Below are 13,798 nucleotides of genomic sequence, written 5' to 3'. Positions count from 1 at the left end.
GGTCGTTGGCGATTGCGTCACGGTTAATGACTATCCAAAATGATGAAAGGTAGGATATATATAGTAATAGTAGTTCGCATCGAGCACCGTGGAGCTGACGGCTTGGTTTGATCGCCCGAATACGGAATAGGGGGAAACACGATATGTCTCGAACGAAGGTTGACCTGATCGCCTTTGCGGTAACATCCATATTGAGCGCGCTATTCTTTTTGGTTGTGTATATGCTCACGTTCACTTATCGGGGGGCGGGTCACGGCGTTTCCGGCAACGGCAACCCGGCGATTCTGTTCGTCTTCCCGGCGGTCCCCGTCTATCTGGTAGCCGTTATTTTTACATATCGGATCAGCCGGCGTTTCGCGGACCATGCTCGGTATAGGAGGGAAGCGGGATTTGCGCTGCTCATACTCGTCGTCCTGTGCGGTCTCGGCGAAAATGCGTTCGTCGCCAGACTAATCCGGCATTTGGGAGGAGGTCCGGACAACCCCGACTCGGTCATCTACCGTTTCGGCTGGTTGAACCCATACACGAACACCCTCTATTTTAACGCCTACACCTTTCTGTTCGGTCTGTCTCTGGCGGCGCTGACAGCGCTGGCGGTAAGCGGGAGTCGTCGTTGAATGAACCTCCCGGCATCGAGGGTTTTCCCGCCTCATCCCTGCCCCTTCCGATACTCCGACGGCGTCATCCCCGTGATCCGCTTGTACGTGTTGCTGAAGTACGCCAGGTCCGAGTAGCCGACGCGCTCGGCGATCTCGGAGATGCGCAGCGTCGTGCGGGACAGCAGCTGATTGGCGCGCTCCATGCGCTGCTCGAGGACGTAGTCGATGAAATTCATCTTCATCTGCTGCTTGAACAGCTGGCTCAAGTAAGAGGGATTGAGGTGCACCTTGGCCGCGACCTCCTGCAGCGTCACATCGCCGGGCAGCGCCTCCTGGATGTACCGGACCGCTAGCTTGATCGGCGATTCTTCCCGTTCCTTCTCCGCCTTGGCAGGGGCGGGCTCCTCGCTCATGCCGCCTGCCGACCGGCGGGCGCGGATCGTCTCCAAACACTTGCGCATGTCGTCGACCTCCACCGGCTTGAGCAGATAGTCCACGACCTGCGCCCGCAGCGCGAATTGGACGAATTGGAAATCGTCATACCCGCTGATCATGACGACCTCGGGCGGCTTTGGGCGTTCGCGCAGCTGCTGCACGAGCGTCAAGCCGTCCATCACCGGCATTTTCACGTCCGTCATGACGACGTCCGCCTCATGGTAGTCCAGCCAGTCCAGCGCTTCCTGTCCGTTCGCGCATTCCTTCACGACCTGATAGGGCGAATCGCTGCGCTCGATCACCTTCCTTAGCGCGGTCCGTACCCAACGCTCATCATCCACTAGCACGATGCTTGGCATAACGCTACCCCCTCCGTCGTATTAACCGGCCCGATGCTCGGCATGGCCGCAGGGCAACCGCATCGTCACGCGCGTCCCTTCGCCCCATGCGCTGTCGACCGACAGTCCGTACCCTTCTCCGAACAAATGCACGATGCGCCGATGCACGTTCGCCAGCCCGATGTGGCTGCCATCGTGCGACGCGCCGATCTCCAGCAAGCTTTGTTGAATGGCCGCCAGCCGCTCATCCGGTATGCCGGCGCCCGAATCCTCGATCGTAATCGTCCATGTCCCGTCCATCTCCGCGCGGGCGATAATGCGGATGCGGCTCGTGCCGCCGCCGGCTTCGAAGCCGTGCACGATGCAGTTCTCCACGAGCGGCTGGAGCGAGAACTTGGCGAAGGGCTGCTCGCGGAGCAGCTCCGGCACGTGGAACTCGTAGGCGAGCCGGTCTTCGAACCGGTATTTCATAATGCGCAGATACATGTCGCAAATATCTAATTCCTGCTGCAAGGTCACGTAAGGCGACGGATGGCGCAAATTGTAGCGCAGCAGCCGGGAGAGGGCGGACGCGACGTCGGCGATATCGTCCATGTCCTGCTCGAGCGCCATGCCGCGGATCGTCTCCAGCGAGTTGTACAGGAAATGCGGATTGATCTGCGCGATGAGCATCTTCAGCTCCATCTCCTTCTGCTGCAGCGTCATCTCCGTTTCTTTCAGCTTCGAGAAATAGATCTGCTCCAGCAGCTCCTTCAAATTCCCGACCATCTTGTTGAAGCCGTGTGTAAGCAGGCCCAGCTCATCCCTGGAGGTGACGTGCGCCTTGCTCTCGAAATCGCCCATCTCCACGCGCTTCATGAGCCGCTGCAGCTGACGGACGGGATTGATAATGCTGGACGCGAGTCCGATCCCGAGACAGTAGGCGACGCCGAGCGTGATGATGACCGTCCATAGAATGGTCCGGCCAATATACCCGATGCCCGACGTCAGCTCCTTGTACGGCACCGCCGTGACGAGCGTCCAGCCGAGGAAGGAGGAGTGGCTGAAGGTGAGAAAATTTTGCTTCCCGTCCGAGGACAGGATCGAGCCGCTCTCCATCTGTTGGATCTGATCCAGTCCATCCAATCTCGCGCGGCTCCCCAGCTGCGTCAGATCGGGATGGTACACGTAATGGCTCTGCGAATCCAGGATGAACATATAGCCGGTCTTGCCGATCGTGACGAGGTCGGCGATCTCCTGAAAGCGCTTGTAATTCACGTCGATAATCAGCATCCCGATCGGCTCGAGCGTATGGGGGCTGACGAGGCGCTTCACGATGGAGATGACCGGCTCCTCGCGATCCTTCCACTTAATGACGCGGCTGACGAGCATCGGCTCCCCGTTGGCTGGCGCGAGCTGATACCAATATTCGTCCATGAGCGGCGCCAGCGGCTCGATACTGTCGTCTCCGCGCAGATCGAGAATGAGGATATTGCTTAAGAATAAGCTGATGTTGGAGATATCCGACCGCGAATAGCCGGAATCCCGCAGCAGCTGCATGATCGGCTGGCGAATCTGGGACTGCTCGATTTCCTCGAGACTGTTCATCTTGAGCAGCTTGCCCATGTCGGGGTGATTGATCGTCTTGAGCGCGATGATCTCGATATCCCGGACGTAATGCTCCACGTGGGATTTGACCTGCTCGATGATCTGCCAGCTGTACTGCCGCGCTTCGTGCTGCAGGACGCCGGACGAGCGCTGATACGAGATGAGGCCGACGACGAGCATCGGGATGATGACGAGCACGGCGGAGAAGACGAGCAGCCTCGCGCCGAGCGAATGATCGCGCAGAAACACCGTGTGCATGAACCAATGGCGCGCTTTGTTCCAGACCATGCGGGCAGCTCTCCTTTAAGAGGAAGTTCGACAAGTCGCCAAGGGTCAACTTGTTGAACTCGCATTCTATCCACCATACATTCCTGCCAAAGTGACGATTCTCCTTCATTATGCATGGCCGACAGGAATTCCCGCAACAGACCGCGGTGGGAAATAGCGTGCGCCGGATGCGATACCCGCTTGCGTTGCGGCGGCGCGAAAGGAAAGAGGGAGGCATGGGCCTCCCGCTCACGGTTGTGCTATAAGGGGAATCGATGATCGAATAGCGAAGCTGCTGCGTATGCGTGATGAGCTGGAGAATGAACCGATTACTTCGAGCCCTCGATCGCCGCCAGGACGTCTTTGTAATCCGCGCGGTACTCTTCGATCATCGGCTTGACGGCATCCTGCCAAGGCTTCAGGTCGGTGACATCCGTGACGGTGACGCCCGCCGCGCGGACTTTATCCTCGGATTCCTTCTCGAACTGCTTCCACTGCTCGCGCTGGTAGGCGATGGACTCGGTTGCCGCTTCCTTGATGATCTTCTTGTCTTCATCGGACAGTTTATCCCAGGTCACTTGGCTGGCCATGAGCACTTCCGGCACGCGCTGGTGGCCGTCGACGATGATGTGCTTCGCCTGCTCGTAGTGTTTGGAGGTGTAGTAACTCGGCCAGTTGTTCTCCGCCCCGTCGATGACGCCGGTCTGCAGCGCGTTGAACACGTCGCCGTACGGCATCGGGGTGGCGCTGGCGCCGAGCGCGTCCATCAGGTCGATGTTGACCTTGTTCTGGATGACGCGGATTTTCTTGCCCTTCAGATCCTCGATGCTCTTCACCGGCTCGCGGGTATAGAAGCTGCGGGCGCCGGAGTCGTAGTAGGCGAGCCCCATGAATTTCGACGAGCTCAGGTCTTCCAGCATTTTTTGCGCTTCCGGACCGTTCAGAAACTTCCATTCATGCTCCTCGTTCTCGAAAATATACGGCAGGCTGAACACGCCGAACGCCTTGTTGAATTCCGCCAGCGGGCCGGTGCTGACGCGGGTGAATTCGATCGCGCCGAGCTGCACTTGCTCGATGACCGCCTTCTCCTCGCCCAGCTGGGCGGAAGGGAAGACTTCGATTTTGATCCGGCCATCGGACTTCTCGCTCACGAGCTCGGCGAACTTCTTGTCGGCCAGCGTCGTCGGGTAATCCGCCGGATGGGATTCGGCGAGGCGGAACGTATAGGTTGGCTGCTTCTTGCCTTCATCGCCGGAGGATGCGCCTTCGTTAGCGGGAGCATTCGCGTTATTCGCGCCGCTGCACCCTGCGAGCATCGCGCCGGATACGAGCACAGCCGTAAGGACCCCAGTGAACCGTTTCATCTTCATCGTTCATCATCTCCTCAGTTATCGTTCGTCGTTCATCGTCCAACTTCCTGTGTCAGGTGCCAATATTAATGAAAGCGGATACACATTTCAGAGAGAAAAGCCTCGGTTTATGGCGCGCCATTGACCAGATGCGGCAGCCATAACGAAATTTCCGGGATATACGTGACGAGCAGCAGGGCGACGCACATGGCGAAGAAGAAGGGCCAGGAGGCTTTGGTCGCTTGACTGACCGGTACCTTGCCTAGCGCGCAGCCTATAAATAAGACGGTTCCAACCGGCGGAGTGATTAACCCGATGCCGCAGTTCAGGATCATGATGATGCCGAAGTGAATCGGATCGATGCCCAGCGCCGTGGCGACCGGCAGCAGAATCGGCGTCATGATGAGGATCATCGGCGCCATGTCCATCGGGAACCCGATCAGGAGCAGCAGGACGTTGATCATGAGCAGGATGACGGACGGGTTATCCGAGACGCTGAGGAACATGTCCGTCAAGAGCACCGGCACCTTTAAGTAGGCGAGAATCCAGCCGAACGCGTCGGAGGCGGCGATCAGGAACAGTACCATCGCGACGGTGCGGAACGTCCGTTTCAGCACGATGCTGATATGGCGGAGCGGGACGTCGCGGTACACGAAGAACGTCAGGATAAAGGCGTACACGCATGCGATTGCGCCCGCTTCCGTCGCCGTGAACCATCCGCTCAGGATGCCGCCGAGAATGATGACGCCCGTCATGAGCGAGAGGAAGCCGTCGCCGATGATCTTCGGCACCTGCGACCATTTGATCGGCTCGCCCTTCGGATAGTTCCGCTTCACCGCGATCGAATACGAGATGATCATGAGCGTGAACATGAGGAGCAGGCCCGGCACGATGCCGCCTAGGAACAGGTTGGAGACGGACACGCCGCCGGCCGCGACCGAGAATAATACCAAGTTGTGGCTCGGCGGGAAAATGACGCCTTGAATCGAGGCCGACGTGGTGACCGCCACGGCGTAATCCGCGTCGTAGCCTTTCTTCTTCATCGCCGGGATGAGCACGGAGCCGATCGACGACACGTCGGCCGCGGCCGAGCCGGAGATGTTGCCGAAGAACATGCAGGCGACGCAGTTGACGAGCGCGAGCCCGCCGCGCACCGCCCCGACGAACAGCTGGGCGAAGTTGACCAGCCGGATCGCCATGCCGCCGGCGCTCATGATCTGCCCGGCGAGGATGAAGAACGGAATCGCCAGCAGCGAGAACGAGTTGATGCCTTGAATCATGCGCTGGCCGACGACGACCCACGGCAGGTCGAGGTAGATCATCGTGACGAGAGCCGACCCGGCGAGCGTAATCGAGATCGGGAACCGCAGCAGGAGCAGGATGACAAACGTGCTGGCCAGAATGATGAGTGCGATCGTGTTCACGTTTTCGGCACCTCCTCGTCGATATTCTCATGGCGGATCGTCTCGATGCCGATCAGCTGGAGCAGGGTGTAGACGCAGATCATGACGCCTGTGATCGGCATGACGAGATACATGACGCTGTTCGGCAGCTTCGTCGCGGCGAGGGTGGACTCGTTCATGAGCACGGTGAAATCCCAACCGTTCTTCACGAGATAGAGGCCGAAGCCGAACACCGTGATCAGAATGAGCTTGTCGATGACCCAATTGACCTTCTTCGGCAGCAGGTTGGTGAAGCTGTCCATCGCGAGATGGAGCTTCTCGCGGAACCCGATCGCGATGCCCATGAAGGAGAACCAGACCATGAGCAGCAGCGTGACCTCCTCCGACCAGAAGAAGACGAAGCTGAACAGCTTGCGGGTAATAACCTGAATCGTCACGATGACCACCATAGCAACGATGGCGATTAACGCGAAATGTTCAAAGAACGAGTCGATCGCCAGCGCTATTCGTTTTATGGTCTTTTTCAACCGGATGCCCCCTTTGCGATAGTCCCAATTTGCTTTTGTTCAATGTAAGTGCTTACATGAACTAAGTGTACGGGAGGACGCCGGTTTTGATAATGCGGCCGGTTTTAGGTTTTTTTGTAACTTTTTTAGGATCTGTTCCAAGTGTCTGGTGCGGTACGGGCGCGAACGGTATGATAATCTCGCAGATGAAGCGAAGGGGAGGAAGTGGAAGATGGCGAAGGAATTGAACGTATGGGAGCCTGCGGAGCCGGGCGTGAAGCGCAAAATTTTTAATCCGGGCGAGTCGATCATGATGATGGAGGTCCACTTCGAGGCGGGGGCGGAAGGGTATCAGCATAGTCACCCGCATGAGCAGTTCTCCTATTGTCTGGAGGGACGGATCGAGTTCACGGTAGACGGCGAGAAGACCGTCATCGCGCAGGGGGAGACGATCTTCATTCCGGGCGGGGCGAAGCACGGCTGCCGGGCGCTCGTGGCGAGCAAGCTGCTCGATACGTTCACGCCGCTGCGGCTGGATTTGCTGGGACGGGCATGAGGGACAGGATGCTCCGGCGCTTGTGAGTTGATAAGTAAGACGCCAGGGCGGTTCGCGGGTGATCGGCATCGTTCAAGATGCTATTTGGATCGGAGAATGAAGATTGGGCATAGATTCGGCAAGGCGCTCTCGTTTCGGCGGGGGCGTCTTTTCGTGTTGGAGAAGCATAATCCGGTTAAAAGTGGGATAAACCTATAACAGCAAACATGTATTTATCATCAGCAATTTTTTATTGTAAAACGATAAATGATGTGGTAAAGTCAAATTAACTTCAAGCAAAGTGAGGGGCTTTTCATGAAACGAGGAACAACGCTCTTTTTAAAGGCGGCCGTCATTCTCATGGGTATTCCGGTGCTGGCGCTGTGCATCTTCTTGGTGCCGCAGATTGCGGATTTTATCGTCGAATTGTATCCGGATCATGGGTATTTGCGATACCTGGTGTATCTCATGTTCTACGGGTCGGCGGTTCCGTTCTACATCGCGCTGTACCAGTCGTTCAAGCTGTTAACGTACATCGACACGAACCAAGCGTTCTCGGACCTGTCCGTGCTGGCGCTCAAGAACATTCGCAACTGCGCGCTGACCATAAGCGGCATCTTCGTGGCGGGCCTGCCGCTCTTCTACCTGATCGCGGAGCGGGACGATGCCCCGGGGGTTATCCTCGTCGGCATGGTCCTGATCTTCGCCTCGCTGGTCATTGCCGTATTTGCCGCCGTGCTTAGACGGCTGCTGCAAGAAGCGATCGATATCAAATCCGAAAACGACTTGACGGTCTGAGGTGAGAACATGGCGATTATTATCAATATCGACGTAATGTTGGCGAAACGGAAAATGAGCGTCACCGAGCTGGCGGATCGGGTCGGCATCACGATGGCGAACCTGTCGATCCTCAAGAACGGCAAGGCGAAGGCGGTTCGGCTGTCCACGCTGGAGGCGATCTGCAAGGCGCTCGACTGCCAGCCGGGGGATCTGCTGGAGTACCGAAGCGACGAGAATGGCGGAGATTAACGGCTGGCGTGAGGCATGGAATCCTGCGCAGCGATAAGAATGCGGCAGCTGGTCAAGGGACCGGCTGCCGTTTTGTGTTGGGCCTCTCATCATCTCGGGCATCGTTTTGCTCTTCAATCTCACCGTCGGCAATCTCTTTCTCCTGAAATCGCCAAGTGCGAGATAATTATGTAGTTTGCTATAATCATATCGGTTATCCAAGGCCGATAAGAATGGCCTAGCAAATGAAGTCGACTGTTAGAGAGGACGTATAGCATGGGCACTTGGGGAGAAGGCATCGCGCAAGACGATGTGGTTTTAGATGTAATCGGAACCTATCAGCAAATCTTGAAATATACGCAGGATATCGCCGAAGCAACGCGTATTTGCTTGGAGAATTACCGGGACGTATTGGAGGACGAGGACGAAGGGCCTCTCGTATGGCTGGGCATCGCGAAGGCGCAGTGGAGTTACGGCAAAGTCGATGAATCGATTATCGCGCAGATCGAGCAGGATTTGGAACAGGAGAACGGCTTGGACAGCTGGAAGGACGTATCGGAGAAAGCGCTGCTGAAGCGTAAACAGGCGCTCCAGACGTTCCTGGAGCAATGTCGACAGCCGAACCCGAAGGTGAAAAAAATTCCAAAACTCGTCATCCGCAAGCCTTTGTTTCAAGACGGGGATTGTTTGTCCTTGCAGCTAAGCGAGACGAAATATGGGGCGGCCGTCGTGATCGAGACGGATGAGAAGGATCCGGAATACGGGAAAAACGCCGTGGTGGCGCTTGAATACTTCGGTTCGGAACCTCCTTCCGCGGCGATTTTCGCAAGTGCTTCGATTATGCAGTTCGCTTATCCGAACGGTCGAACAGTTCCCTTAAGTTCGTGGTGTTATTCCCAGGGTTTTCGACGCTTCAAGAAACAGGTGCGGGCCGTTGGAACAACGGATACGGCAAGGTTTGAGACCGTTAGAGACCATCGATACTCCGACTGGCCTTATCTCTTCGCCAGCGTGCAAGAGCTGGGAGAGAAGCTGCCGCAGCCTGGACGACATGAGTGACGGGCTCCAAGGCTCGACGGTATGATGTTCGCACGTCTTCAATTAACGTTGTTAACTAGATCAGAGAGCATACCTTCAAGGTAATGCTCTCTGTATCATTCCGCCTTCAATACGCCTTTAACTCAATCCCATTAGCCGCCTTCTCGATCATCTTGCCGATCATGTTGAACGTCGCGGTCATCAGGAACGGTACGCGGAACATCCAGTCTTGCAGCATAATCTTGAACCGGGAGGTCGCAACCATGCCTTGGGCCGCAGACTGCCCGATTTTCTGATTCTTCTCCACGAACGTGCGCATCTCGTTCTCATAGGCGCGGAAGGCCTTGGCATAATCGCCCTGGGCGGCCTTCAACTCGCCAGCCAGCACATAGGCGCCCACGAGCGCGAGGCTCGTGCCTTGGCCGGAGAGCGGTGAAGGACCATACGCCGCATCGCCGACAAGCGCGATTCGGCCTTTCGACCAAGCGGGCATATGGATTTGGCAGATCTCGTCAAAATAAAAATCTTCCGTTTGCTTCATCGCCTGAAGAAGCCGCGGGGTTTCCCAGCCCGTTTCGTTCCCGAAAACATCGGCGACGAGTTTCTTTTGCGCTTCGATGTCGTGCCTGTCGTATGGCAAGGGCGCCGATTTGAAGACGAACAATCCCTTCGCTTCGCGGTTCGCTTGCGTACTATACATCCCCGCCGTCTTGCCGGGAATGGCATAGAACTGCTGATGATGGTCGAGGTTAAGGAAATTGGGAGCGGCGAATATCGAGATGTAGCAGCCGAGCGTCCGTTTAAACTGCGATTCTTCACCGAACGTCAGCTTCCGCACATGGGAATGAAGACCATCCGCCCCAATCACCATATCGAACCTTTGCGGCTCGGCATGAAGGAATTGAACGAATGCGCCTTCCTCCGACTCCTCGATGGCGGATATCGAATCACCCCAAATATAATGAACCGAATCCTGGGTCGCCTTGTACAAAATGTCCGTCAGATCGTCGCGCATCACTTCGATGTCTACGCCATGCTGGTTACCCAGGCTAGCTTCGCTGATGCGCCCTTTGACCTTCCCGCTGCGATCGACAAAATAAACGCCGGTTATCTTCGTGTCCGCCGCTTGGACTTGAGGCAGAATCCCCATTCGTTCCAGTACCGAAATCGCCGCGCCTCGCATATCCACGCCGTATCCGCCGCGCCGAAGGGCAGGGGCGCGTTCCACGACCGTCACTTCAAAGCCGTAACGATGCAGCCAGTAGGCGAGCGCCGGCCCCGCAATACTTGCTCCGGAAATCAGAATTCGCTTTTTTATCGACATTGTGCGATACCGCTCCTATCTTCTCGTGAAATCCAATCAGGAGTCCTATCGATGCGCGTTTCTCTCATGTCCGTTCCATCCATCGTATAAGACCTATACAATCTATGCGCGAATTCTCAGCTTATAACGGGTGATCTCGTACGTGTGCTTTGCCTCGTTCTTCATCTAGTCTGGAAATTATTTTCCCATCAAATCCGACACCGTCTTAAACGCATACCCTTTCGCCTGAAGCCCGTCAATAATGCCTTTCACCGCCTGCATGGACGGCGTTCGGCTCTCGTACATGACATGGAGGAGGATGATCGAACCCGGCTTCGCGTGCTGAATAGTATGGTCGATCATGCGCTGCGCATCGCCGGCGATCTCCCCGATCGAATCAGGCTCGACATCCCATAGAATCGTTTTGCGATCATGTTCCTTCAAGTAATGAGGCAGCACCAGCAGCTTCTTCCCATAAGGCGGCCGGAACGGGATCGGACCTTCGTACCCGTACGAGCGGATAATAGCGTCCGTCTGCTCGATTTCCTCCTTGACGAACGAGGGAGATTTGAACATCATGCGCGTATGCGAATACGAGTGGTTGCCGATCTCGTGACCCGCCTCGATCAGCCGCTTGGTTGCCTCGGGGCTGGCCTCCATCTCCGAGCCGGTCAAGAAAAAGGTCGCCTTCACATCCGCTTCGTTGAGAATCGCGAGTATCTCTTCCGTCCTGCCGGTAGGGCCGTCGTCGAACGTGAGCGCCACCGCCTTCTCCGGCGTCTCCACGTGGTTAACGATACCGCCATAGAGTTGAAACTCGCGGGACCCCGACAACTTTATCAGCCCATAGCCGATGAGCGCGAGTCCCATGACCGTACCGAGGGTAATGAGCAGCAGTCTTCGCAACAACCTGATTTGTTTATGCAAGGGATTCACCTTCTTCTGTAGTCGTCTCTCTGATAGGTTGACGATAACGGGGGTTGAAAGGATGTTTCGAAAAGCGTTGCCGTACAGATGGAGCAGTGATTTCCTGGTTTTTCCCAAAAAAGGAGATGGAGCTTGACGCTTAGGTTGAGACATGAATCGTAGCGTTATTAGAAAGCTGGAAACCCCCAAGTCCTTGCAGACGGTGATGCAACTATTTAGGCATTCCGCCGTCTGATAGATAACTGGATAATGAAGGAAAAGAAAGCTGCGGAGGTCTGATCGATGCCCTATCCCATGGTTCATTTTGCAATCGCCTCAGCGCTCTGCTCGGGCAATCCGACACCTGCTTTCTTGATCGGAAGCCTTGCGCCGGATGCCGTCCATGTCCGAGGACAGGTGACGAGACAGGAGAAAGGCGTAACTCATTTCGTGCATGAAGGTCAATTCCCGTCCCTTGAAACGCTGAAGGAGAAGTGCCTGCATTATGTAAGCTTGCACCATGAGCCGGGCTGGAAAGACTACGTTCTCGGATATTTGGCGCATATCTATGCGGACATCAGGTGGACGGAGACGGTGTACGCGGACTTCGAGCAGGCGTATCAGGGAGATCGCGAGCAGATTAGAAAGACCTATAACGCGGAGTCGGATCAGGTGGAATTCGAGCTTATGCGGGAAGCGGAATGGACGGATGGCATGCTGAACCGACTGCAAACCGCAGCCGCTTATACGATCGAACCGCTATTAACCGATCACGAAGTGAGCCAGTACCGGGACGTTAAGCTAGCTTGGCTGCGCAATAAAGATCATGAACCCCGGATCACCCCTGCCTACTTGAGAGAGGACGTGATCCAAGCGTTTGTGTTACGGACTGCGGAGGAACTTCGCGTTCTCTATCAGGAATGGGGGCTTATGCGTCACTGATGATTGGTCGCCGCCCTCAAATAAAACGAGGCTGCGCGAATTTATCTCGGCAGCCTCGTTTGCTTCGGATATCGGCCATCATCGCTTACGCTCGTTTTCCCCGGGCTGAACCAGGGGTACGATGTTCGAGGCTTCGCGGCCGGCCCATGGATTTTTGTCCTCGAATCGCGTGGACAGCACGACAAGGGTCGTCGAGAAGCCGTAGGCGTTGCACGCTTCCAAGAAGGTTTCCAGCGTCTCGCCGGTCTCGGTGACCACCTTCAGCAAATAATTGTATTCGCCGCTCGTGCGGTAGAAGTCGACGATTTCGGGGGCTGCTTCGCTGAACGCTTCGAATGCCTTGCAGTCATTCGATTTGAACAATATGAACGCCGTCGTGTACTTGCCCAGCTTGGACGGGGAGATCCGCGCGCGATAGCCCGTGATGACCTCCCGTTCCTCCAATCTCCGAAGCCGTTCGGTCACGGCCGGCTGCGACATCGCGATCATGCGGCTCATCTCCGAGACCGTAATTCTCGCATGATCATGCAGAATGGATAAAATTTTCATGTCGATCTGGTCCATGAACAGGTCACCTCATTTTGTTAAAGTTTGCTTCGGAAACGGCGATGAAAATAAGGTTTTGCGCCCCGAACGCCTTCATCTTCTTATTCAAATTGTAGGGGGCATTCCATAAAATGTCACTATAAACGAAATGAACGAGAGAGGGAGACTGAGGACCATGATCATGAATGAATCGAAGAAAGCCGAAGGTTTGAAGGATTATGTAACGACCGGCGATGGCGTACGCATTGCCTATCGGATCGAGGGATCGGCCGAGAAGCCGGTGCTTCTGCTCGCGAACTCGATTGCGACCTCGATGGACATGTGGGCGGGACAGATCGCCGAGCTTACCCCACACTTCCGCGTGCTTCGCTACGATTATCGGGGACATGGCGACTCCGATACGGTGGACGGTCCGTATTCGTTCGATAGACTGGGGCGGGATGTCATCGAGCTGCTCGACGCGCTTCAGCTCGAACGCGTGCATGTGCTCGGGCTGTCGCTCGGCGGCGTCATTGCGCAATGGCTCGGGATCTACGCGCCGGAGCGGGTCGACCGGCTCATTCTGAGCAATACCTCATCGTACTTAGGGCCCGCGGACCAATGGGAAGGCTTGATCGCTGGCGTGCAGGAGCCGGGGAAGCTGCCGGAATTCGCCGATAGGTTCATCCGGAACTGGTTCCCGGCGGACATGCTGGCATCTGCCAATCCGATTGTCGGTGCATTTCGCGAGATGGTGCTGGCGACGCGTCCGCAGGGCATCGCGGGCAGCTGGGCGGCGATCCGCGACATGGATATGCGCCGGACGACCGCGCTCATCGACCGTCCGACGCTCGTCATCGCGGGGCAATATGACACGGTCACGCTGCCGGAGCACGGCGAGCTCCTCGCCACGACCATCCCCGGCGCGAAGCTGCTCGTCCTGCCGGCGGTTCATTTGCCGAACGTGGAGCTTGAAGCTGAATTTCTGCAGGCCGTGATTGCGTTTTTGCAGGGAGAGTAAGGGGTGCCGATCTCGACAAAAGAGCAATCGAGGAGA

The 13,798-nt window shown here is 56.4% G+C and carries 15 protein-coding genes; 7 read left to right on the top strand and 8 right to left on the bottom strand.

Annotated elements, in window-relative coordinates; translation table 11 throughout:
• The first annotated feature begins 143 nt into the window (after window positions 1-143).
• Window positions 144-617, top strand: coding sequence for a hypothetical protein (locus ACFSKT_RS11055; RefSeq protein WP_377722791.1), 474 nt, complete (start codon window positions 144-146; stop codon window positions 615-617).
• 32 nt (window positions 618-649) lie between these two features.
• Here ACFSKT_RS11055 and ACFSKT_RS11050 read toward each other — a convergent pair whose 3' ends face one another.
• From ACFSKT_RS11050 to ACFSKT_RS11030, 5 genes are all read right to left on the bottom strand, one after another.
• Window positions 650-1,393 (bottom strand): response regulator transcription factor, encoded by a 744-nt coding sequence (locus tag ACFSKT_RS11050; protein ID WP_377722790.1) that lies wholly within the window; start codon window positions 1,391-1,393, stop codon window positions 650-652.
• Between the two features lie 21 nt (window positions 1,394-1,414).
• Entirely contained in the window at window positions 1,415-3,247 is a 1,833-nt protein-coding gene (locus ACFSKT_RS11045) for a sensor histidine kinase (protein WP_377722789.1), read from the bottom strand.
• Window positions 3,248-3,555: 308 nt separating this feature from the next.
• The gene (locus ACFSKT_RS11040; RefSeq protein ID WP_377722788.1) at window positions 3,556-4,596 is read right to left on the bottom strand and encodes a TRAP transporter substrate-binding protein; all 1,041 of its coding nucleotides are present in this window, start codon (window positions 4,594-4,596) and stop codon (window positions 3,556-3,558) included.
• A 107-nt stretch (window positions 4,597-4,703) separates the two neighbouring features.
• Window positions 4,704-5,999: a TRAP transporter large permease gene (locus ACFSKT_RS11035; RefSeq protein WP_377722787.1), complete on the bottom strand. Its 1,296-nt coding sequence runs from the start codon at window positions 5,997-5,999 to the stop codon at window positions 4,704-4,706.
• On the bottom strand, window positions 5,996-6,505 hold the full coding sequence (locus ACFSKT_RS11030) for a TRAP transporter small permease (protein WP_377722786.1): 510 nt from the start codon (window positions 6,503-6,505) through the stop codon (window positions 5,996-5,998). Before ACFSKT_RS11030 ends, ACFSKT_RS11035 begins: the two co-directional genes overlap by 4 nt.
• Before the next feature lie 211 nt (window positions 6,506-6,716).
• On the opposite strand from ACFSKT_RS11030, the gene ACFSKT_RS11025 reads away from it, so the two are divergent.
• From ACFSKT_RS11025 to ACFSKT_RS11010, 4 genes are all read left to right on the top strand, one after another.
• A complete protein-coding gene (locus tag ACFSKT_RS11025) occupies window positions 6,717-7,040 on the top strand; it encodes a cupin domain-containing protein (protein ID WP_377722785.1) in 324 nt (107 codons plus the stop codon).
• Between the two features lie 294 nt (window positions 7,041-7,334).
• Window positions 7,335-7,817: a DUF2975 domain-containing protein gene (locus ACFSKT_RS11020; RefSeq protein WP_377722784.1), complete on the top strand. Its 483-nt coding sequence runs from the start codon at window positions 7,335-7,337 to the stop codon at window positions 7,815-7,817.
• A gap of 9 nt (window positions 7,818-7,826) precedes the next feature.
• Window positions 7,827-8,048, top strand: coding sequence for a helix-turn-helix domain-containing protein (locus ACFSKT_RS11015; protein WP_377722783.1), 222 nt, complete (start codon window positions 7,827-7,829; stop codon window positions 8,046-8,048).
• 255 nt (window positions 8,049-8,303) lie between these two features.
• Window positions 8,304-9,086, top strand: a complete 783-nt coding sequence (locus ACFSKT_RS11010; protein ID WP_377722782.1) for a hypothetical protein — start codon at window positions 8,304-8,306, stop codon at window positions 9,084-9,086.
• Window positions 9,087-9,192: 106 nt separating this feature from the next.
• Here ACFSKT_RS11010 and ACFSKT_RS11005 read toward each other — a convergent pair whose 3' ends face one another.
• The gene (locus tag ACFSKT_RS11005; protein WP_377722781.1) at window positions 9,193-10,389 is read right to left on the bottom strand and encodes an FAD-dependent monooxygenase; all 1,197 of its coding nucleotides are present in this window, start codon (window positions 10,387-10,389) and stop codon (window positions 9,193-9,195) included.
• A 177-nt stretch (window positions 10,390-10,566) separates the two neighbouring features.
• Window positions 10,567-11,295 (bottom strand): polysaccharide deacetylase family protein, encoded by a 729-nt coding sequence (locus ACFSKT_RS11000; protein ID WP_377722780.1) that lies wholly within the window; start codon window positions 11,293-11,295, stop codon window positions 10,567-10,569.
• 282 nt (window positions 11,296-11,577) lie between these two features.
• Between ACFSKT_RS11000 and ACFSKT_RS10995 the strand changes: the two genes are divergently transcribed.
• Window positions 11,578-12,216, top strand: a complete 639-nt coding sequence (locus ACFSKT_RS10995) for a hypothetical protein (RefSeq protein WP_377722779.1) — start codon at window positions 11,578-11,580, stop codon at window positions 12,214-12,216.
• A 78-nt stretch (window positions 12,217-12,294) separates the two neighbouring features.
• On the opposite strand, the gene ACFSKT_RS10990 is transcribed toward ACFSKT_RS10995, so the two are convergent.
• Window positions 12,295-12,780, bottom strand: a complete 486-nt coding sequence (locus ACFSKT_RS10990) for an Lrp/AsnC family transcriptional regulator (RefSeq protein ID WP_377722778.1) — start codon at window positions 12,778-12,780, stop codon at window positions 12,295-12,297.
• Between the two features lie 157 nt (window positions 12,781-12,937).
• On the opposite strand from ACFSKT_RS10990, the gene ACFSKT_RS10985 reads away from it, so the two are divergent.
• Entirely contained in the window at window positions 12,938-13,762 is an 825-nt protein-coding gene (locus ACFSKT_RS10985; RefSeq protein WP_377722777.1) for an alpha/beta fold hydrolase, read from the top strand.
• Window positions 13,763-13,798: the final 36 nt, after the last annotated feature.

It is taken from the genome of Paenibacillus xanthanilyticus (assembly GCF_042682185.1).
GTDB lineage: Bacteria > Bacillota > Bacilli > Paenibacillales > Paenibacillaceae > Paenibacillus_Z > Paenibacillus_Z xanthanilyticus.
The sequence above is the reverse complement of the archived record's forward strand: the minus strand, read 5'-3'. Positions and strand labels throughout refer to the sequence as shown.

What these genes read in the sequence shown, in the direction of transcription:
- ACFSKT_RS11055 (WP_377722791.1), top strand. Translation starts at nt 144, where the DNA reads ATGTCTCGAACGAAGGTTGACCTGATCGCCTTTGCGGTAACATCCATA.
- ACFSKT_RS11050 (WP_377722790.1), bottom strand. Translation starts at nt 1,393, where the DNA reads ATGCCAAGCATCGTGCTAGTGGATGATGAGCGTTGGGTACGGACCGCG.
- ACFSKT_RS11045 (WP_377722789.1), bottom strand. Translation starts at nt 3,247, where the DNA reads ATGGTCTGGAACAAAGCGCGCCATTGGTTCATGCACACGGTGTTTCTG.
- ACFSKT_RS11040 (WP_377722788.1), bottom strand. Translation starts at nt 4,596, where the DNA reads ATGAAGATGAAACGGTTCACTGGGGTCCTTACGGCTGTGCTCGTATCC.
- ACFSKT_RS11025 (WP_377722785.1), top strand. Translation starts at nt 6,717, where the DNA reads ATGGCGAAGGAATTGAACGTATGGGAGCCTGCGGAGCCGGGCGTGAAG.
- ACFSKT_RS11020 (WP_377722784.1), top strand. Translation starts at nt 7,335, where the DNA reads ATGAAACGAGGAACAACGCTCTTTTTAAAGGCGGCCGTCATTCTCATG.
- ACFSKT_RS11015 (WP_377722783.1), top strand. Translation starts at nt 7,827, where the DNA reads ATGGCGATTATTATCAATATCGACGTAATGTTGGCGAAACGGAAAATG.
- ACFSKT_RS11010 (WP_377722782.1), top strand. Translation starts at nt 8,304, where the DNA reads ATGGGCACTTGGGGAGAAGGCATCGCGCAAGACGATGTGGTTTTAGAT.
- ACFSKT_RS11005 (WP_377722781.1), bottom strand. Translation starts at nt 10,389, where the DNA reads ATGTCGATAAAAAAGCGAATTCTGATTTCCGGAGCAAGTATTGCGGGG.
- ACFSKT_RS10995 (WP_377722779.1), top strand. Translation starts at nt 11,578, where the DNA reads ATGCCCTATCCCATGGTTCATTTTGCAATCGCCTCAGCGCTCTGCTCG.
- ACFSKT_RS10990 (WP_377722778.1), bottom strand. Translation starts at nt 12,780, where the DNA reads ATGGACCAGATCGACATGAAAATTTTATCCATTCTGCATGATCATGCG.
- ACFSKT_RS10985 (WP_377722777.1), top strand. Translation starts at nt 12,938, where the DNA reads ATGATCATGAATGAATCGAAGAAAGCCGAAGGTTTGAAGGATTATGTA.